The 18,635-nt window shown below is 61.6% G+C and carries 20 protein-coding genes and 2 tRNA genes; 7 read left to right on the forward strand and 15 right to left on the reverse strand.

Features of this window, described 5'->3' with window-relative positions; translation table 11 throughout:
• Nucleotides 1-348: 348 nt before the first annotated feature.
• Nucleotides 349-561 carry a cold-shock protein gene (locus ACPS74_RS03140; RefSeq protein ID WP_018408066.1) on the reverse strand — a complete coding sequence of 71 codons (213 nt, stop codon included), beginning with the start codon at nt 559-561 and terminating at the stop codon, nt 349-351.
• Between the two features lie 381 nt (nt 562-942).
• On the opposite strand from ACPS74_RS03140, the gene ACPS74_RS03145 reads away from it, so the two are divergent.
• The 3 genes from ACPS74_RS03145 (at nt 943) to ACPS74_RS03155 (ending at nt 2,286) form a co-directional block, all read left to right on the forward strand.
• On the forward strand, nt 943-1,221 hold the full coding sequence (locus ACPS74_RS03145; protein ID WP_036242409.1) for a hypothetical protein: 279 nt from the start codon (nt 943-945) through the stop codon (nt 1,219-1,221).
• Between the two features lie 154 nt (nt 1,222-1,375).
• Nucleotides 1,376-1,837, forward strand: a complete 462-nt coding sequence (locus ACPS74_RS03150; RefSeq protein WP_029652058.1) for a MarR family winged helix-turn-helix transcriptional regulator — start codon at nt 1,376-1,378, stop codon at nt 1,835-1,837.
• A gap of 2 nt (nt 1,838-1,839) precedes the next feature.
• Nucleotides 1,840-2,286, forward strand: coding sequence for a DUF1398 domain-containing protein (locus ACPS74_RS03155; RefSeq protein WP_083481428.1), 447 nt, complete (start codon nt 1,840-1,842; stop codon nt 2,284-2,286).
• A 129-nt stretch (nt 2,287-2,415) separates the two neighbouring features.
• Here ACPS74_RS03155 and ACPS74_RS03160 read toward each other — a convergent pair.
• Nucleotides 2,416-2,492, reverse strand: a tRNA-Arg gene (locus ACPS74_RS03160).
• 130 nt (nt 2,493-2,622) lie between these two features.
• On the opposite strand from ACPS74_RS03160, the gene ACPS74_RS03165 reads away from it, so the two are divergent.
• Nucleotides 2,623-3,738: a methyltransferase gene (locus ACPS74_RS03165; protein ID WP_029652056.1), complete on the forward strand. Its 1,116-nt coding sequence runs from the start codon at nt 2,623-2,625 to the stop codon at nt 3,736-3,738.
• A 153-nt stretch (nt 3,739-3,891) separates the two neighbouring features.
• Here the strand turns inward: ACPS74_RS03165 and pgi are convergent, their stop codons facing one another.
• A complete protein-coding gene (gene pgi, locus ACPS74_RS03170; protein WP_029652055.1) occupies nt 3,892-5,526 on the reverse strand; it encodes a glucose-6-phosphate isomerase in 1,635 nt (544 codons plus the stop codon).
• A gap of 173 nt (nt 5,527-5,699) precedes the next feature.
• Here pgi and ACPS74_RS03175 point away from each other — a divergent pair, with 173 nt between their 5' ends.
• The gene (locus ACPS74_RS03175) at nt 5,700-6,740 is read left to right on the forward strand and encodes a hypothetical protein (RefSeq protein ID WP_029652054.1); all 1,041 of its coding nucleotides are present in this window, start codon (nt 5,700-5,702) and stop codon (nt 6,738-6,740) included.
• Here ACPS74_RS03175 and ACPS74_RS03180 read toward each other — a convergent pair.
• The 3 genes from ACPS74_RS03180 to ACPS74_RS03190 all read right to left on the reverse strand — a co-directional run bounded on the left by ACPS74_RS03180 (nt 6,737) and on the right by ACPS74_RS03190 (nt 9,998).
• A complete protein-coding gene (locus ACPS74_RS03180; protein ID WP_029652053.1) occupies nt 6,737-7,702 on the reverse strand; it encodes an L-threonylcarbamoyladenylate synthase in 966 nt (321 codons plus the stop codon). The genes ACPS74_RS03175 and ACPS74_RS03180 overlap by 4 nt on opposite strands.
• Nucleotides 7,699-8,457, reverse strand: a complete 759-nt coding sequence (locus ACPS74_RS03185) for a peptidase (protein WP_029652052.1) — start codon at nt 8,455-8,457, stop codon at nt 7,699-7,701. The genes ACPS74_RS03180 and ACPS74_RS03185 overlap by 4 nt, the downstream gene beginning before the upstream one ends.
• Nucleotides 8,458-8,786: 329 nt before the next feature.
• The gene (locus ACPS74_RS03190) at nt 8,787-9,998 is read right to left on the reverse strand and encodes a GNAT family N-acetyltransferase (protein WP_029651899.1); all 1,212 of its coding nucleotides are present in this window, start codon (nt 9,996-9,998) and stop codon (nt 8,787-8,789) included.
• A 118-nt stretch (nt 9,999-10,116) separates the two neighbouring features.
• Here ACPS74_RS03190 and mtnA point away from each other — a divergent pair, with 118 nt between their 5' ends.
• Nucleotides 10,117-11,205 carry an S-methyl-5-thioribose-1-phosphate isomerase gene (mtnA, locus tag ACPS74_RS03195; RefSeq protein ID WP_029651898.1) on the forward strand — a complete coding sequence of 363 codons (1,089 nt, stop codon included), beginning with the start codon at nt 10,117-10,119 and terminating at the stop codon, nt 11,203-11,205.
• Nucleotides 11,206-11,257: 52 nt separating this feature from the next.
• Here mtnA and ACPS74_RS03200 read toward each other — a convergent pair whose 3' ends face one another.
• A complete protein-coding gene (locus ACPS74_RS03200; protein ID WP_029651897.1) occupies nt 11,258-11,911 on the reverse strand; it encodes a class II aldolase/adducin family protein in 654 nt (217 codons plus the stop codon).
• A gap of 163 nt (nt 11,912-12,074) precedes the next feature.
• On the opposite strand from ACPS74_RS03200, the gene ACPS74_RS03205 reads away from it, so the two are divergent.
• Nucleotides 12,075-12,150: transfer RNA gene (locus ACPS74_RS03205), tRNA-Ile, on the forward strand.
• 427 nt (nt 12,151-12,577) lie between these two features.
• Here the strand turns inward: ACPS74_RS03205 and ACPS74_RS03210 are convergent.
• The 8 genes from ACPS74_RS03210 to ACPS74_RS03245 all read right to left on the reverse strand — a co-directional run bounded on the left by ACPS74_RS03210 (nt 12,578) and on the right by ACPS74_RS03245 (nt 18,593).
• Nucleotides 12,578-14,248, reverse strand: coding sequence for a recombinase family protein (locus ACPS74_RS03210; RefSeq protein ID WP_029651896.1), 1,671 nt, complete (start codon nt 14,246-14,248; stop codon nt 12,578-12,580).
• Entirely contained in the window at nt 14,245-14,817 is a 573-nt protein-coding gene (locus ACPS74_RS03215) for a DUF2924 domain-containing protein (protein ID WP_083481419.1), read from the reverse strand. The genes ACPS74_RS03210 and ACPS74_RS03215 overlap by 4 nt, the downstream gene beginning before the upstream one ends.
• A gap of 5 nt (nt 14,818-14,822) precedes the next feature.
• Nucleotides 14,823-15,053 (reverse strand): DUF3489 domain-containing protein, encoded by a 231-nt coding sequence (locus ACPS74_RS03220; protein WP_239755487.1) that lies wholly within the window; start codon nt 15,051-15,053, stop codon nt 14,823-14,825.
• A 725-nt stretch (nt 15,054-15,778) separates the two neighbouring features.
• Entirely contained in the window at nt 15,779-15,919 is a 141-nt protein-coding gene (locus tag ACPS74_RS03225; RefSeq protein ID WP_157055304.1) for a hypothetical protein, read from the reverse strand.
• A 269-nt stretch (nt 15,920-16,188) separates the two neighbouring features.
• Entirely contained in the window at nt 16,189-16,461 is a 273-nt protein-coding gene (locus ACPS74_RS03230) for a hypothetical protein (protein ID WP_157055303.1), read from the reverse strand.
• A gap of 481 nt (nt 16,462-16,942) precedes the next feature.
• The gene (locus ACPS74_RS03235; RefSeq protein WP_157055302.1) at nt 16,943-17,296 is read right to left on the reverse strand and encodes a hypothetical protein; all 354 of its coding nucleotides are present in this window, start codon (nt 17,294-17,296) and stop codon (nt 16,943-16,945) included.
• Nucleotides 17,262-17,756: a hypothetical protein gene (locus ACPS74_RS03240; protein WP_157055301.1), complete on the reverse strand. Its 495-nt coding sequence runs from the start codon at nt 17,754-17,756 to the stop codon at nt 17,262-17,264. Before ACPS74_RS03240 ends, ACPS74_RS03235 begins: the two co-directional genes overlap by 35 nt.
• 282 nt (nt 17,757-18,038) lie before the next feature.
• Nucleotides 18,039-18,593, reverse strand: coding sequence for a hypothetical protein (locus ACPS74_RS03245; protein WP_370646288.1), 555 nt, complete (start codon nt 18,591-18,593; stop codon nt 18,039-18,041).
• Nucleotides 18,594-18,635 lie beyond the last annotated feature (42 nt).

Raw genomic sequence — 18,635 nt, forward strand, 5'->3', positions numbered from 1 at the left:
ATCGTCACGAGCGCATGAGCCCGCCATGCGCTTGACTTACCGGCGTCGCTTCGCGTCGGCTTCGCGCGCCTGGAGCTTTTCAACGGTCAGCCAGGACGAATCCTTAACGACCGCCGCCGCACCCCCGTCGCGGGTTTTGTCTTTCTTGGGCTTTTTCGCTTCGCGATTACTGCGCCGTTGGCCTTTAGCCATGTCCGCCCCTCGTTTGAATGGGCCTCGCGCTCAACGTCCTCTGCTGCGCTATCTGGCGCGGACGTTAAATAGTGTCTTGGTTCCTCGTGAAAGGAACTTTCCCGGCCCCTGGCGATCGCCGCATTGCGGTCGGACCACCAGGGGCCGGGAAGATGATTAGGCTGCGACCTGCAGCTGATCAGCCGATGATTTTCCGCTACGACGATCGATGGCGATTTCGTAGCTGAGCTTCTGGCCTTCCGCGAGACCCATAAGTCCCGCGCGCTCAACCGCGCTGATGTGGACGAATACGTCCGGGCCGCCGGATTCCGGCTGGATGAAGCCAAAGCCTTTTTGGGCGTTGAACCATTTTACGATACCGGTCTGCATTGACGTGTCCTTTCGAGAACAGCTGTCTGCGCCATGCAAGATTGCGTGGCGCTTGGGGATCGAAGTTCTGGAGAGGAAGTCAGAAGCCGACGCGCCAAGGGAGCGGAAGCAAGATCATTCGGCCGAAAACTCGATAATCAATATCTAGCGCATATCGGCGAAAATACAAGCTGGAACGCGGGAAGAACTTAGCGAATATGAGACCTCGGCCGGCCTTCGAGCGAAAAACATTTCGGCCCCTTTCGGGAGTCAAGAATACACTGGGCTTCAACTTCGAGACGAAATAAGTCCAAATTAAAATTGCTTTCATCGGCAGCAGCGCCCATTTCGAAAACACCCCCGGCTTCGCGGCAGTGACCACAAGGCGAAGGACCAAGGGCGATGAGCGAAAAAGTGATTCTCCGATTTGCATCATCAGCGTGGTGGGCTGAACATCCCCGCGCCCATCTGGTCGTCGTGCACGCGATTCTGTCGCTCTCCACCCATGATCGGACCGCAGAGGAGATCTGGCTTTCGCCGACCCCCGAGGAGTGGCGGAAAGTTGCTGAACTTGCCGCGGACTGCTGCGATGACGGCGACTTCGCTCTGACCGGCGACAGGATGGCTTGGCGCATTCTATCGAGAACCTTTCGCGCCGACGCGCCGCCTTTCACGATCTGAGTGGCGCGCCAGCGTGATGCGCGACCTCTGTTTTCACCGTCCGCATGCCTATTGAGGCGTAACGCCGTGACAGAACGCGGACCGCAAAACGCCCTTTGAACTCTTGTTGACTAGGCAACCAAATTCGGGCAGTTTCCTAGTCAACGGAGCGCCTGTGCCAAACGACAAGCCACCATCGGATCTCCACCACCACCTCGGCTACTGGCTAAGGGCGGTTTCCAACGCCGTATCGCAAAATTTCGCACGGCAGGTGGAAAAGGAAGGGGTCACCGTAGCGGAATGGGTATTTCTGAGAGTGCTCTACGACGCCAACCGCATTGCGCCGTCAATGCTCGCGGAACGCATGGGCATGACCAGGGGAGCAATCTCCAAGCTCGCAGAGCGCCTTGGCGAGAAGGGCCTTGTGGAGCATGAGGCAAATCCAACTGATCGGCGGGCTCAGGTGCTGGCTCTCACGCACGCGGGCCGAGCGATGGTCCCAGCCTTGGCGGAGATCGCGGATGCGAACGACGCCACTTTCTTCAAGATGCTAGCGCCCGACGAACAGCGCGCCTTGAGAGCGCTACTCATGAAAATCGTATCCGAACGCAAACTGACGAAGGCGCCGATCGACTGACATTGATCGGCAGAACGACGCTACACACGGATGAGAAGGACGGCGCGATGCAAGCGCAGCGGATCTCCATTGCTCAAACCTGCCTGAACGCAGCCTACGATAAGACGATGGCGTTTCCCGATATCGTCGGAACGCTGATAAAAGCTGGATTCGAGAGCTATTTCGTCGACTACCGCCGCAACGCCACCACCTATTTCCTGCCGGATGGGGATAGCGTCGTGCTGGAAAACCGCCCGTCGGACGGAGCGATTGCCGCGCAGTTCGACGGAGCGGGCGTTTCGGCTCAGGTCAAATGGGCGCAGACCAATCCGCCTGGCTATTCCTACGCCGCCTTCTGCAAGAACGTGAAGGCCTCGGGATGCGCGGGCTACATCGTCTCCTTCTCGGGCCGCCGCGTACTCTACTTTGGCCGCACCGCTGAAACGCATGTCGAGCACTTCCCGCAGTAGAGCCTCGAAAGTTAGTCGGGATGCGGCGGCTCTTCGGCTTCGAATGCCGCGAGCAGATTCGACAGCTGGAGGCTTACTTGGCGCGGGGAAGCGCTTGGTTCTAACGCTTAGAAGATCAGTTCTTATAAATGGCGCGCCCGAAGGGATTCGAACCCCTGACCTCTGCCTTCGGAGGGCAGCGCTCTATCCAGCTGAGCTACGGGCGCAGGCGCAGAGCTTTTCTACAGGAAGGACCTTTGCGCCGCAACGGCGGCGTCTGCCCCGAGACGACGTTCTGGCGACATGCTAAGCCGAAGCCCTATATCCTCAGCGACACCTGAATCTTGAGAGACTGTCTTGGCATTACTCGACCCATGGCTCGAGCGATTGCGCAGCGTGCGCGACGAGCTTGTCGCCAATCCGAGATTCCAGCGCTGGGCGTTGAAAAATCCCATTACGCGGCCCTTGGCGCGGCGCGGCGCGCGCGCCGGCCTCGACCTCGCCGCCGGCTTCGTCTACTCCCAAGTTCTCGTCGCCTGCGCCCAACTGAAGCTCTTCGACATATTGCGCGACGGTCCGCTCAGCCTCGGCGCGCTGGCGACGAAACTCGCGCTGTCCGAGCCCGCAGCCCGGCGCCTGCTCGAGGCGGCCGCTTCGCTGGGCCTTGCCGAGCGACGCGGCGGCGCATACGGCCTCGGATTGCTCGGCGCCGCCTTCGCCGGAAATCGCGCGGCGCTCGCCATCGTCGAACACCAGCCGCTGCTTTACGCAGATCTCGCCGATCCCGTGGCGCTGCTGCGCCAGGAAAAGCGCGGGCGGCTCGCCGATTATTGGCCCTATTCGGACGGGGATGCGCCCGAGGCGTTGTCGGCGCAACAAATCGGCCCTTACAGCGCGTTCATGGCGGCGACGCAGCCGATGGTCGCGCAAGAGGCGCTCGACGCTTACGACATTTCGCGTCATCGGCGCCTACTGGACATCGGCGGCGGCGAAGGCGTGTTTCTCGCAGCCGCCGCGGCTCGCGCGCCGCATTTGCAGCTTGCGCTCTTCGATCTTCCCGCCGTGGCGGCGCGCGCAAGAGATCGTCTCGAACAAGCCGGCCTGCTATCGCGCGCCGACATCCATGGCGGCGACTTCCTCAATGACGCTCTTCCAGAGGGCGCCGACGTCGCGACGCTCATCCGCATCGTGCATGACCATGACGACGCGTCGGCGCTGAGGCTCTTGCGCAATGTGCGCAAGGCGCTCGCGCCCGGCGCGACGCTGCTGATCATCGAAGGCATGTCCGGGATCAAAGGCGCCGAGCCGCTCGACGCCTATTACGGCTTCTACACGCTGGCCATGGGCCGCGGCGCGCCGCGCCGCGTCGAAGAAATCGAGGCGCTACTGGGCGACGCGGGGTTTGGCAAATTTCGGCTCTTGCGCAATGCGTTGCCGGCGCTGACAAGCATACTCGTCGCCGAGGCGGTGTGAGGTTTTGCCCTGGATTCCCGATCGCACGCTTCGCGCGCGTCGGGAATGACAACCCCGTATGTTCAGCAGCGCGATGTCATTCCCGACAGGCCGAAGGCCTGATCGGGAATCCAGAGCAAAGGCGCGCGAAAAGGCGCGCACATCATACTCGACTCAATGCGACCTTCTCCACGCAATCAGACCCGCCGTCGATCCGTCCAGCCCTTGCGTAGATTCGTCCTTATTCTCGATGATTGGCGCCAAACGGTTGGCGAGCTCCTTGCCAAGCTCGACGCCCCATTGGTCGAAGGGATTGATGTCCCAGATCACCGACTGAACGAAGACCTTGTGTTCGTAAAGCGCGACGAGTCGTCCGAGCGTGCGTGGATCAAGATGTCGGTAAAGCAGAACGCTTGACGGGCGATCGCCCGGAAATGTCTTATGCGGCGCAAGGCGTTCGACCTCCTCCTCGCTCAGCCCCTGCCCGCGCAACTGCGCCTTCGCCTCTTGAAGCGTCCTGCCGCGCATAAAGGCTTCTGCCTGCGCCAGGCAGTTGGCGAACAGCAGTTCGTGATGATGTTCGTCGGCCGCTGTCGGCTCGGCCGCAACCAGGAAGTCGATCGGGACGACGTCCGTTCCCTGATGCAGCAGCTGAAAGAATGCGTGCTGGCCATTCGTGCCGGGCTCGCCGAAAATCACCGGCCCAGTTTCATAATCGACAGGCGCGCCTTCGCGCGTCACCGACTTGCCGTTCGACTCCATGTCGAGCTGTTGCAGATAGGCGGGAAACCGCGCGAGTCGCTGATCATAGGGGATGACCGCATGCGCGGCGCATTCCATCACGTTTCTGTGCCAGACGCCGAGAAGTCCCATCAGCACGGGAATGTTTTGTTCAAGCGGCGCTTCGAGAAAATGCGTGTCGATGTCGTGTCCCCCCTGCAAAAACTGCAGGAAGTGTTCCGGTCCCACGCCGATCGCGAGCGCAAGGCCGATCGACGACCACAGCGAATAACGCCCGCCAACCCAATCCCAGAAGCCGAAGACGCGCGCGGAATCGATTCCGAATTCGGCAACCTTGTCGAGCCGCGTCGAGACGGCGGCGAAATGCGACTTCACCGCAGCCTCGCCGAGCGCGGCGACGACTCGGGCGCGCGCGCTTCTCGCATTCGCCATCGTCTCCTGCGTCGTAAACGTCTTCGACGAGATGATGAACAGCGTGCGCGCCAGATCGAGGTTGTGCAGCGTATCGGCGAGATCGGCGCCGTCGACATTGGCGACGAAATGCATGTGCGGACCCTCGCCGCGATAGGGCGAGAGCGCGCGCGACGCCATCGCCGGGCCAAGGTCCGAACCGCCAATGCCGATATTGACGACGTCGCTGAACGGCGCGCCGTTCGCGCCGCGAATGTCGCCGGAGCGCACCGCGCGCGCGAAGGCGAAAACCTTTTCGCGTTCGGCTTCGATTAGCGGCCGCATGTTTTCGCCGCCGACGAGGAGCGGCCGCGCCGAGAGATCGCGTAGCGCCATATGCATGGCGGCGCGCCTTTCGGTGTTGTTGATGACTTCGCCAGAGAACAATGCTTCGCGCCGCGCATCGAGATCGCGCGTCTTCGCCAGCGAGGTCAGCAGCGCGATCGTCTCGCGCGTCACTCGGTGCTTGGAGAAGTCGAAGAGAAGATCGTCGAGCTTGACGCTGAAGTTTTTGAAGCGCGCGGGGTCCTCGTTAAAGAGATCGAGCGTTCGCGTCAGCTCCAAAGCGGAAGCGTGAAATTTCAGTGCGTCAAAAGCGACGGCGACGGCGTCCGACATTCTTTTCTCGAAGAGCAAGCGCGTTTTCCTTTGGGATTTGTACCCGATTCTTAGGCGGCGGGCGCGCGACGACTTTACACCGAGAGGCTGGACCCTAAATTTTTACTGTATTGTGACAGAGGGATGTGAAATCCATATCGGCTGGATGACATTTTTCTGACAGCAGGATGGCCATGGACGCGATTCATTTCCTCGACGTGCGCAACGGCGGCCCGGTCGCCCATGCGACGGCGCGGATCGACGCGGCGGCCGCGCTTCGCAAGGCCTGTCTTGGCGCGGCGGCGCCGGTCGGCCGCCTGTGCCTTCCGCCAATTGACCGTATCGCCGCGAATTGGCTGAAGCGCTCCACCTCCGCCTACCGGGCGGAGCTCGAGCGCATCGTCGCCATTCTCGGCTTTCCCGGCGCGATGACGCTGAACATGTCCTATCTCTTCGCCTGCACCACGCAGGCTTACGAGGACGAGCGCGGCCTGCCGCGCCTGCGCCGCACGCTCGACTGGCCCTTCCAGGGCCTCGGCAGGGGCGTCGAAATCGCGTTGCAGTCCGGCGGGGCGGGCGAATTTTACAACGCCACCTGGCCGGGAGCCGTGGGCGTGCTGAGCGCCATGGCGCCCGGCCGCTTTTGCGCCTCGATCAATCAGGCGCCGATGAAGCGGCGCACGCAGGGGTCTCTCGGCTTCGCCTATGACGCCGTCCTCAATCTGCGCGACGCCTTGGCAAGCGAAGGCGGTTGGCCGCCGGACCATGTGCTGCGCTATGCTTTCGAACATTGCGCAAATTTCGAGGCGGCCGTCGAGTTTATCGCCAGCGCGCCGATTGCGCGTCCAACTCTCTTCACCCTGGCGGGGGTCCGGCGCGGCGAGATGGCGCTGATCGAACGCACGGAACACGAGGCCCGCGTGCTGCGCGGACCGGTCATCGTCGTCAACGATTGGCAGGAGCCGCAGGCCGGCTGGCAGGCGCGCATGAGCTATGAGAACAATGTGAGCCGCAAGGCGGCGATGCGCGCCGTCGCGCCTGACGCCCCGCCCTTTTCCTGGGTGCGGGAACCCGTGCTCAACCGCCTGACACGGCTCGCGGTGGAAATGTGCGCCGTCGGCATGGGCGATTTCGCTGCGCGCGGCTACGAGTGCCCCTATCTGAAAGGCCGGCCGGAGCCGGTCACGCAGGACTTCTATTTGAACGCGGCCACGCCCACGGCGCTCGCCGCCTAATCCAGTCTCGGCGCGCTGGCGCGCCGCAGCCGATCATTGATCGCCTCGCCCAGCCCCCGCTCGGGTATATGCGCCACGGCGACATCGGCGATTTCGCGCGCGTCGAATTCCCGCAAATGGGCGAAGAGATTGGCTGCCGCCTCGACGAGATCGCCTGACGGCGAAAGATCGAGCACCACGGTCCCGGATTCGGCGCGCGCGGCGAGCCGGCCGCCAAAATCGAGCGCCGCTTCGCCTTCCTTGAGTTCGTGCGCCTCCAGACGCAGGCGCGCGGCGGGCGCGTAATGGGACGGCGTCATGCCCGGCGCGAGGATCTCCGCCTGTGCCGGAGCCGCAAGCTTTGCGCCGAGGATCTTCTCGATCGCCTCCCGCGCGATCGCGCCGGGCCGCAGCAATACCGGGGAGCCCTCACAGAAGGATACGATCGTCGATTCCAGCCCGGCGGCGGTGCGGCCGCCGTCCAGGATCATGTCGACTTTGCCCGTAAGATCTTCCGCGACATGGGCCGCCGTCACCGGGCTCACATGCCCCGACCGGTTAGCCGACGGCGCCGCAATTGGCCGTCCGAGCGCCGCGATCAACGCTTGCGCGACAGGATGCGCGGGCGCCCGAACCGCGACGCTTGGCAGGCCGGCCCGGGCGAGTTCGCAGACGAAGCCGCCCGGCGCTATGGGCGCGACGATCGTCAGCGGCCCCGGCCAGAAGGCCGCGGCGAGCCGCAGCGCCGGCTCAGGCAGCGCCGCCTCGCGGCGCGCGGCGTCGAGATCGGCGACATGGGCGATCAGCGGATTGAACGAGGGGCGGTCTTTGGCGTCGTAGATCCTGGCGACCGCCCAGGCCTGCGTCGCATCGGCGCCGAGGCCATAGACGGTCTCGGTCGGGAAGGCGACCAGTCCGCCCTCGCGCAGGATCGCCACGGCGCGAGCAATCGCGGCGGCGTCAGCCGGCGCAACAATCGTCACGCGTTGCGGCCGCTGTACGGCGGCTTGGGGATCGCCATATGCGCCTCGCGCAGCGCCTTCGACCAGCTCTCGCGCAAATCGCGAAAATACGGATCGTTCGAACCGATCCTGGTCGCCACCTCCATCTGCAGCGCGTCGCGACGCAGCAAGGCGATGTCGATCGGCGTGCCGACCGAAAGATTCGAGCGCATGGTCGAATCCATCGAAATGAGCCCGATCTTCAGCGCGTCATAAATGTCGGTGTCATAGGTGACGGCGCGGTCGAGTATGGGCTTGCCATATTTGTGCTCGCCGATTTGCAGATAATTGGTGTCCGGCGTGCATTCGATGCTGTTGCCGGCGGTATAGATCATGAAAAGCCGGAGCGGCCCCCCGGCGATCTGACCGCCGAGCAGCAGCGAGACGTCGAAACTGACGCCCTGCGCTGCGGGCTCCCCCTCAGCGTTGCCCGTCTGGACGCGTGAGAGGCGCACCGCACGCCCAACGAGCTGGGCGGCATGCAGCATGTTGGGCGTGTTCATGACGTTTTCGACGACGCCGCTCTCGGGATGCTCGATCCCGTCGCCGATCAGGTTCACGACGCCCTGGGTCACCGAGAGGTTGCCCGAGGCGGCAAGCATCAGCACGCGCTCGCCGGGCCGCTCGAAGAGATGCAACTTGCGGAACGTCGAAATGTTGTCGAGCCCGGCGTTGGTGCGCGTATCGGCGATCATCACCAGTCCATCGCGCACGAGAATGCCGCAACAATAGGTCATGTGCCTCCGTAGCGGTTCGCGCCAAACGCTGCAGGACTTACAAGTTTCGGGCCATGAGGCAAGTGCGGCGAGGCCACAGCGAAGGGAAATCGGGTGAAGGATTGTTTTCCTCACCCTCATCCTGAGGAGCCGCCCAAGTCGGGTTTACCCGACTTGGGAATTTAATGTCGATCTCGGGCAGGCCCGAGATCGAAGGCGACGTCTCGAAGGACGAGGGTGAGGAAAAATTCGCGGAAACGGGCTTCCCCGCCCTTCGAGACGCGTGCTGCGCACGCTCCTCAGGATGAGGAAGCCCTTCACCCGATCACCCTGGCCACAACAAAGAAAAATCAGTCGCCGTTTTCGCTCTTGTAGGGAAGCTCGGCCGCATGTTCGGCGGCCCATTCCGCCACCGCTGCGCGCTCGCGCGTCAAATAGTCCGCGACCGCCTCGGCGAGGCGTGGGTCGGCCAGGTAATGGGCCGAATGGGTGATCACCGGCCCATAGCCGCGGGAGATTTTATGCTCGCCCTGCGCGCCGGCCTCGACGCGCTTGTAGCCGCGGCGGATTGCGAATTCGATCGCCTGATAGTAGCAGACCTCGAAGTGGAGAAACGGCAGCGCTTCCAGCGCCCCCCAGTTGCGCCCGTAGATGGCGTCGTCGCCCAAAAAATTGATCGCCCCGGCGATATGCCGCGCGCCGCGGCGCGCCATCACCAGCAGGATGCGATCCGCCATGCGCGCGCCAATCTCGTCAAAGAACGCGCGAGTCAGATAGGGGCGGCCCCATTTGCGCGCGCCTGTGTCCATGTAGAACTCGAAAAACGAATCCCAATGCGCCGGACGAATGTCGGTTCCCGTGAGCAGATCGATCGTGACGCCGTCGCCGAGCGCTTCGCGTCGCTCGCGCTTGATCGCCTTGCGCTTGCGCGCCGTGAGCCGCGCCAGAAAATCCTCGAAGTCCACATAGCCGTCATTGACGAAGTGGAATTGTTCTCCGGCGCGGTAAATGAAGCCGGCGCCGCTCAGCGCAACGCATTCCTGTTCCGTGCAGAACGTGACGTGAATGGAGGAGGCGCCGCTCGCCTTGCGCAATCCCTGCAAGGCGACGATCAGCGCCTCGCGCGCGCCTTCGGGCGCATCACGGGCGATCAGCAGGCGGCGTCCCGTTACCGGCGTGAAAGGCGAGGCCACCTGAATCTTCGGATAATAGCGTCCGCCGGCAAGCTCATAGGCCTGCGCCCAGCTTTGATCGAACACATATTCGCCGAGGCTATGCGTTTTGATATAGGCCGGCGCGCAGGCGACAAGACGCCCCCGCGAATCTTCGACGAGCGCATGCGCCGGCGCCCAGCCGGCGCGCTCGCCCACCGACTTCGACACTTCAAGCGCGCGCAGGAACGCATGCGAAACGAAAGGATTATATCGCTCGCCGACCGCATCCGGCAGGCCGGGCGGATTGGCGCACGCGTCCCACGCCTCAGCCCCGACGGAGTCGAGCGATTCGGCGTATCGAACCGAAAATTCTTGCGCCGATTCTTGCGCCGAAAATTCTTGCGCCATGTGTCCAGTGGAGCAGCCGCGTTTCAAAGCTTTCTAGCACAGCGCCGCGGCGCGCTCTAACATGGCGCGAATGGCGACATCATCCAAGCGCGACTTTTGAGCAGGCAAGAACGACAACATGAGAATTAACAGTCGCGACTACAGAACGATCTGGCTCGATTCGGACGGGCGGCGCGTTCACGTCATCGATCAAACCGTGCTCCCGCATCGCTTCGAGACGAAAACGCTCGCGAACTGCGAAGACGCCGCTGCAGCGATCAGCACGATGACGGTGCGCGGCGCGCCGCTGATCGGCGTGACCGGCGCTTACGGCATGGCGCTCGCCGCCTGGCGCGATCCGAGCGACGCCGCGGTCGCCAGCGCCTATGCCGCCCTCCTCGCCACACGGCCGACAGCCGTCAATCTGCGCTGGGCGCTTGATCGGCTGCGCGCGCTGCTCCTCGCGGCGCCGGTCTCGGTCCGCGCCGACCTTGCCTATGCCGAAGCCGCCAAGATCGCGGAAGAAGATATCGCGGCCTGCCAAGCCATCGGCAGCGCCGGCGCCGAACTCATTCATAAAGCGCGCCGCGGCGACGGTCCTATCAACGTCCTCACCCATTGCAACGCCGGCTGGCTTGCCACCGTCGATTGGGGCACCGCTTTGGCGCCGATCTACACGGCCGCGCGACAAGGCGCGCCGATACATGTGTGGGTCGACGAGACGCGTCCGCGCAACCAGGGGGCGAGCCTCACGGCTTTCGAACTGCTGGGCGAAGCGATCCCGCACACCGTCGTCGCCGATAACGCCGGCGGCCATCTGATGCAGCATGGTCTTGTCGATCTTGTCATCGTCGGCAGCGACCGCACGACGCGCGCCGGCGACGTGTGCAACAAGATCGGCACCTATCTCAAGGCGCTCGCGGCGCATGACAATGGGGTGCCGTTCTATGTCGCCCTGCCGTCTTCGACCGTCGACTGGCGCATCGCCGACGGCGTCCGCGACATTCCGATCGAAGAGCGCGCCGCGCGCGAAGTCACCCATATCAGCGGCCGAGGCGCCGACGGCGCGACGTTCGAGATTCAGCTCACGCCCGATGGGTCTCCGGCGCGTAATTTCAGCTTCGACGTGACGCCGTCCCGCTTCGTCACGGGCCTGATCACCGAGCGCGGCGTCTGCAACGCGACGGAAGAAGGACTGAAGGGATTGTTCCCGGACCTCGCCGGTTAGGCGTCATTTGTGCGCGCGCGAACCTCGGTTCGTCGGGACGGACATGCCGTGATTATTTCGAACTCTCGCGCGTTCCGTAAGTCTTGAAGCGTTCGACCGTGCGCATGATCTCATCATCTGAAAGCACGACGGGTTTGCCGGCGAGCGCGCCGAGGTAGAAGACTTGCGCGAGCGCTTCGAGTTCGACGGCGCGCCACAATGCTCTGCGCATCGTCACGCCGGTGACGATGGCGCCATGATTGGCGAGGAGCACGCCATCGCGATCCGCGAGCCCCGCCACGACGAGCCGCGACAGTTCAGCCGTGCCGTAGGGCGCGTAGTCGACGCAGCGCACGCTCGGACCGCCGAAGGCCGCGATCATGTAATGCACGGCCGGAATATCGCGCCGCAAGGTCGCGATCGTCGTCGCATAGGGCGAATGCATATGCGCGATGGCGTTGACGTCCGGCCGGGCGCGATAGATGTCGAGATGGAAACGCCATTCGCTCGACGGCGGCAACGGACCGTCGAAAGCGCCATCGCCCGCAAACGGCATGCGCGCGATCAATTCGGGCGAGAGTTCGCGGCTTGGAACGCCGCTCGGCGTGACGAGCGCGGCGTCGCCGACGCGCAGGGACAGATTGCCGGCGGAGCCGTGATTGAGACCCAGCCGCTCCATCTCCCGCGCGGCGTCAACGATCGCCGTGCGCGCGTCATGTTCGTCCATACAAGAAGCCTTACAGGCGCGGCGCGGGCCGTGGCAAGGCAAGCTGACGCATGCACCCGGCCCGCGCGCCAGGCGAAGGCCAGCGCACGATGTGAGCGAATGATGCAATCCCGCGATATTGCGCGCGCCCTGCTTGCGGTATAGGACGGGCCTCCCCGTCTCGGGGCCGGTAGCTCAATGGTTAGAGCCGGCCGCTCATAACGGTCTGGTTGCAGGTTCGAGTCCTGCCCGGCCCACCACGCACTTACTTGTTTTTATAGTGATTTCTGCACTTGCGGGACCTGCCGCAAAATCAAAGGCCTTCCACCGCGAGCGCCGCGTCTCCGGTGGCTTGGAGATCCGAACCGGGTCCGATATGGCGTCAGTCGACGCTTTGTCTCCGCCTGAGGGATTTCGTTTCCTGGCGCTCCGCGCGCCGACTGCCAGAGACCGGTTCGCTTTTCGCGGAGACTCGGTTCGCAAGTCGGTCGTTGGGCGGCGAATGCGTAAGCGCGATCGGCGCTCTGAAGCCGAAATTCCCTGACGGTCGAACGGAAGGAAGCGCAGAAAGCGACAGGGGCATGCGCCGCTTCAAAGAAAGGCGAGACAGCTACGGTTACGCTGTCCGGCGAAAAGACTGACCCGCTTTTCTAAGACGGCCCGCATCAACAAAGAAACCAGACGCCATCACCGAGGCCCAGATAGCCCAAGCACCTGTCGCTGCATGCTCCATTCCGGCGGCAGCTCGACCAAGCGCCTGACGCCGATGCCGCGTGGCAGGCGACCGTTAAGCGCCGCCTCGACGATGTCGGGAGCGAGAAATGCCAGCGAAATCATCATCGCGATCGAGCGTCTGCTGCGGCCCTCTCGCATGGCGATCGTTTCGGTGTCGGCGACGCGGCCGGTGACGATGTCCTCCAGCCAAGCACGGCCGTTCGCGATGGCCCGAAGCAACGTCGCCCTCGTCTCGGATCGAATTGGCCGTCGGTCGACATTGTTCGAATCTTGCACAACAATGATCTCGCGACGGGGGCGGCTCGGACGCCGACGCCAGGGGACCATGAGCGATCCTCGTCCGATCGCTTGCTCGCCCCCATCGGTCAGGTCGATTTCGACCGCATCAATCCGGATTGTGACGCGCGCAACCTGCGACGCGATGAGCTTCCGACAGTCTTCATCGTTGAGATCGCCGCCGCTAGAAGGAATCGCCACGCCGCTCTGGCCGAGATCCGCGCGCAAGGTCGCGGACTTGGATGTGATCGCCACCTCGAGCCCGTCCCAGACTACTCGCTCAATTTCGACGGCGGCGACCCGCGCGATTGAGCCGGCTTCGGTCTTACGCCCCTCGGTTATCGCCCGCGAGACATAATAGCGATAGCGGACGCCCGACTTTACCGCGTAACTCGGCGTCATCAGATTGCCGCGGTCATCAAAAATCTTGCCAATCAACAGAGCGCGAGATGGCGCACGAGTCTGGCGACACGCGGCGAGGTTCTGCGTTAGCCGCGCTTGCACCGCCTCGAAGGTCTCCCGATCAATGATCGGCGCGTGGTCGGCGGGATAACTCTGTCCGCGATGATTGAGCTCGCCAAGATACATACGGTTCTTCAACAAATGGGCCAGCGGCCCCTTGGTGAAGAAGATGCCGCCAATCTCCCGTCCGCTCGACAGCGTCCTGCGTCTTGTCCGCACGCCACGCTCGCGCAGCTCGGCGAGCAGCGACAGCATCGAGCCGAGCGCGAGGTAACGTTCGAAGATCGAACGCACGATCGCGGCCTCAGTGGCGTCGACGACGAGTTTGCGATCTTCGACCCGATAGCCAAGCGGCGCGACGCCGCCCATCCAGATCCCCTTCCTCTTCGAGGCCGCGATCTTGTCGCGGATGCGCTCTCCAGTGACCTCGCGCTCGAATTGGGCGAAGGAAAGCAGCACGTTCAGGGTCAGCCGCCCCATGCTGCTCGTCGTATTGAAGGACTGGGTCACTGAGACGAACGAGACGTCCTGCGTGTCGAACAGTTCGACGAGTTTGGCGAAGTCGGCGAGCGAGCGGGTGAGGCGATCCACCTTATAGACGACAATGATGTCGAGCTTATTCTGCCGAACGGCCTCAAGCAGCCGCTGCAGGGCTGGACGATCAAGGCTGCCGCCGGAGAAACCGCCATCGTCATAGTGCGACCGAACCAGCGCCCATCCTTCGCTGACCTGGCTCCTGATAAAGGCTTCGCAGGCTTCCCGTTGAGCGTCGAGCGAGTTGAAGTCTTGCTCTAGCCCATGATCGGTCGACACGCGCGTGTAGATCGCGCAGCGGCGGATCTTGCCAGCCTGCGTCGGGCTCCGCTCCCGCCGCGCGCGTTTCATGGCCCGCTCTCCGCCGAGGCTCGATCATAGGCGTCCGGCGTTGAGGGCAACACGGCGCGCTTAGCCCGCATGCCAAAAAAGCGCGGGCCGTTCCAGCGAGTCCCAGTAATTGCGCAGGCGACTTTCGACAAACTTGGATAGGTCGCGCCGTTCCAGACAAAACCATCGTCGGCGACCGTGACGAAATGCATGACCCCTGCCCATTCACGCATGAACACAGTTCCTACGCGCAGGCTCCGAGGATCCGCTTGGCATGGTCGCGGGGCCGATTCAGCGCCGCCCTCCCCCGCTCCCTTGCGCGTCAGATGATCGAGCGCCCGGCAAGCATCCTTGCCGAGATCTCCATAGGCATTCACCTGCATCCGATAGGCGATTATTCGCAGCAGCAAGAACTTTGGCAGATGGTTCGGAGCCATACGGCCGAATAGATTACGCCACCGCAATCGGAGACCGTCGATATCGAGATCGCGCAAATGCGCGATCTCCTGTTGCAGACGCTCGGGCTCGGACGCGATCTGAGCCGGCTCATCCCCGGCGTCCACGACCCGCACATTGGAGTTGTCGGACATAACCATCACGCCCGAGCGATAACGGCGTCATGCCGATCTGATGTTGGATTGACGCCTTCCGGTGATGCCGCACCGCCGAGCAAGCGATAGGCTGAAACGCCATCGTCTCTTCTGAACCGCTCGACGGAATAGCCCCCGTGACGCAATCCGGTCAGCGCCGCACGGGTCGTATGCGGGAGCCAACCGGTCGCGCCCGTCAGCGCATCGATCGAAGCCCCCGCCGATCTGTTTAGCATCTCGAGCAAGAGAGCCTTCTTCGTACCGGCACGCACGCCGCGAGCCGTAGACACGATCGGAGCATGAGGTTGTTTGAAATTTGGAGGAGTCGGAGTCGTTCCTCGGGCGTTCCTTTCGCTCCGACGACCTGCGCTCGAGGACGCTCTAACCTGTTCTCGAACGCCGCTAGCGCTCTCGACGGGCTGGCCAGCAACGCCGATGGCTTTGCGTCCGACGTTCGAGATCACGAGGCTGAACAGCCGCCCTTGCGCATCGCGACGCCATACCGGCATGCCCGGCTTTGCCCTCACCTCGCGCATCAGCTTGCGCGCGATCAAAGCTTCGCCAACCTTGATCGCAGCGCCGCCTTTCAATTTTTCCGTGAGATTCGCGGCGCCGTTATCACGCTGCGCGGCATACGAAAGCACGAGACGTTGGCCGTCGGTTAGATGATGCATTTTTATCCTCCGTTTGATCACGACAGCTCGCGCTGCCACTGAGCAAACCCCGCAGTCGGCGGGACGCCCGCGGGGTGGAGGAGCGGCCTCGGTGATATTCCGAAGATCCGGAGGCGCCGTAACACTTAGCAATGCTCTTTTACGTCACGAAGTCCAGTCCTTTCGGACTTTGTCGTGGGTGGGCCGGAAGCCTAGGAACCGCTGACTCTTAATCCGCGGGTCCAAGGTTCGAGCCCTTGTGCGCCAACCAATAAAATCAAATAGTTAATCGCTGTTCCGATGATGTTTCAACGCAGGCCACGACAGCGAATAAGCACCAGATAAGCACGGCGTGCGATGTCGGGACGCTCGGCTCTGCCGCTGCGCTCCGCGATCTTCAAGAGCGCGGCCCGCCAGCCGACCATCGTCGCGTCGCTCGGGTCCGTCATCGCCAGCTTGGCTCGACAGACCCCGGGCACGGGCGACTTATTGGGCGCTCTCTGAAACACAAGCGATTACCCTATCCTACCATAGGCACCATTTCCGGTTTGAGATTTGGAGCGATGACGTGATGCAGGGTGATCGCGCGCCGCAACTCAAATCGAATGTTTCGATGCCCGCATACCACTCATGGTAGAGTTAACCCGACTTCTCGAAGGGAGAGCCAATCATAAGCGCCGAACCATGGCAGCAACGGCCAAGGCAGCCGCGTGGCGATTCAACGCCGGATGCTATTTTTTGTGCTGTTGGCGTCGCCCTTACGCTGTGGGAGACAATCGAGGGTGAAATATCCGTTGGCTATATCGGACTGATAGAAGAGCCTGATGGATACCGCGCCAACAAATACTTCAATACCGCCAGCTTCGAGGCGCGCCACAAGCTCGTGACAAAGGCCATAGATGCGAATGTCCGCAACAAAGATTGCTCTGGCTTTATGGCATTCATGGATAAAGTTATAAGATACAGTCCGAGACGCCATGAAATCGCTCATGGTCGAGTTTTCAATCTCGGTGATTATGGATTTTACCTAGGCCCCAACAACGTCTTGAGTAGGAATTTTCCTGACGGCAGAGCTATTTACCAATACACGTCTGACGATATTCAATTCTACTGCGATCAATTCAAGCGGCTCGGCGATAACGCTGCACATTTCGCCAAACGGCTTGCTTGACATAGGCGAGCTGCGCCGTCGTTAGGCGAAGGAACGCAACGTCGTCGTTTGATTTTGTTGCTGCAAGAAGCACCGAGCGCTTATCGTCCAGCCCGGTTTCGCGCGCCGCCTACTTCGCCTCGTCCGATAGGCTCGTCACCTTCATTGTACGGCGGGCGTCGTCGCGGTCTATGCCGAGATCACGCGCTGCGTCTCGAACGCCGCAGGATCATGCCCATGAACCTCAAAAATTGGATCAACGCTGCAAGGAATATCAACCGACCAGATTTGAGGATCGAGGAAACTGTGGGGACGAGATCGTTCATGCGTGCTGATTGTCGTCCAAATTGATCCATGCATTGGTGTTCGTTTCGACAACCCCGTATCCATCCTCTCTAATTGCGAATTCAAATGCCGGCTCGGCGGGCAAAACCAAACCGTGTCTCGCAAAATCGGCCTCCAAACCGCGTGGATTCCGATTAAGCTCCTGCTCGAAGGCAGCGATTCGATCCAGCAACTTGTCCGATTCACGCGTTGCGGCCAACGTTGTTCCAGCGGTCGTCATAAGCCCGATCGGCATAAACAGCTTTCCTGCAAACTCGAAGCTAGCATTAAGACGTTTTTTGCGCAGGGTAGCCCGTTCATTTTGGCTGGGCTGATAAGTCTGACCCGTCATGGCTCCCTTGATTTCGTACACATAAATCTGAAATTCCATCTGTTATATCTTCGATAGTCGATATTTCATTATCAGTTATACCTACAACAATAGACGGATAACTGAGAGCCAATTCAGCTTGCGCTGCCAATAGTCGTATAGAGTCTGTCACTGAATCAATATCTTGGTGCGATCTTGCTATCATCGATTCGTATTCTTCATTTTCATAAATAAGTTTCAATAGAGATTGAGGTGCTGGGTAGCATCTCCACCAGAATAGCCCAAAAAACAAAATGATTATAAACCATAATACAAATATTAGACCGTTGTCATAATTATATATCTCAGATGTAAACGCGCCAGTCAGGCCAATTATTGCTGGAAAAACAACAAAAGCAACAACATTTGCGACAATTAACTCTGTCTGCTTCTTGGTCGATTCCGTTTTCAAAACATTTGCTCGGACATTATTCGTTGCCATATCCGAAACCCTTTCTCCATACCTTTTCAATGCGGCCTCATAGACTTGACCGAGATCATTTCAGCAGGTCGTCTGCAAATCCTCGCATCACAATATAACGGCGTGCGGGCGAGGGCAGCACAACCGGGATTGTGACGAGGAACGCGAGTGGCGCAAGCTGCCGCTTCGCGAGCGTTATGACTGGCCGAGCGTCGCGCTCTTCGTTGTTTTTCTGGCCACCTTCGCCTATGCGCTCTGGCGTGGCGGATAGGCGAAGGTGGCTCCGGCGTTGGGGCGCCAGCGTTACTGAGCGCTCGGCTTCGCTGTCGCGTCCTTGACGCACTTCTTCGTGAAGCTCGTCTTCGCGGCGCCATGCAGTTTCTTTTCAACAGCAGCGGCGTCGCAGGTAGAAGCAGCGGCGTCCCTCTCGCATTTTTTCAGGAAGCTGTTCAGCGCCGCGCCGTGCAGTTTCTTTTCGGTCGCCCGCGCGGCGCAGTCCGGGGCAGCAGACGGCGCCTGAGCGAAAGCAGCGCCGGCGAGCGAAACGCTCGCGGCGAAGATAGAAGAGGCCAAAATCCTTCTCAGCATAACGTCCTCCTGAGCGAATGCGCGCCTCATGGCTAGAACAACGACCAGAGAAGCCATTCCAAGGGCGTCAAATACGATCCCTTCCCACGTGGGGCCGATCCATGTTCCGAGCGTGAGCAGGCCAACGCCGGCGACTAGGGACAAGAATGACGCCTCAGTACGACTCGGGCACTCGACCATGGCTTCCTCTCTATCACTGCATATTGCCGATATGTCGATTGGGCCTCCCGATCTCTTTGCTCTAAATACGTCGGCGGCTCCATTTCGCAACAAGGCCCACTGACGAGACCGGCGGCGTCAACGGATATCCTC

The organism is Methylocystis sp. SB2 (assembly GCF_049817085.1).
In the GTDB taxonomy this organism is placed as follows: Bacteria; Pseudomonadota; Alphaproteobacteria; order Rhizobiales; family Beijerinckiaceae; genus Methylocystis; species Methylocystis rosea.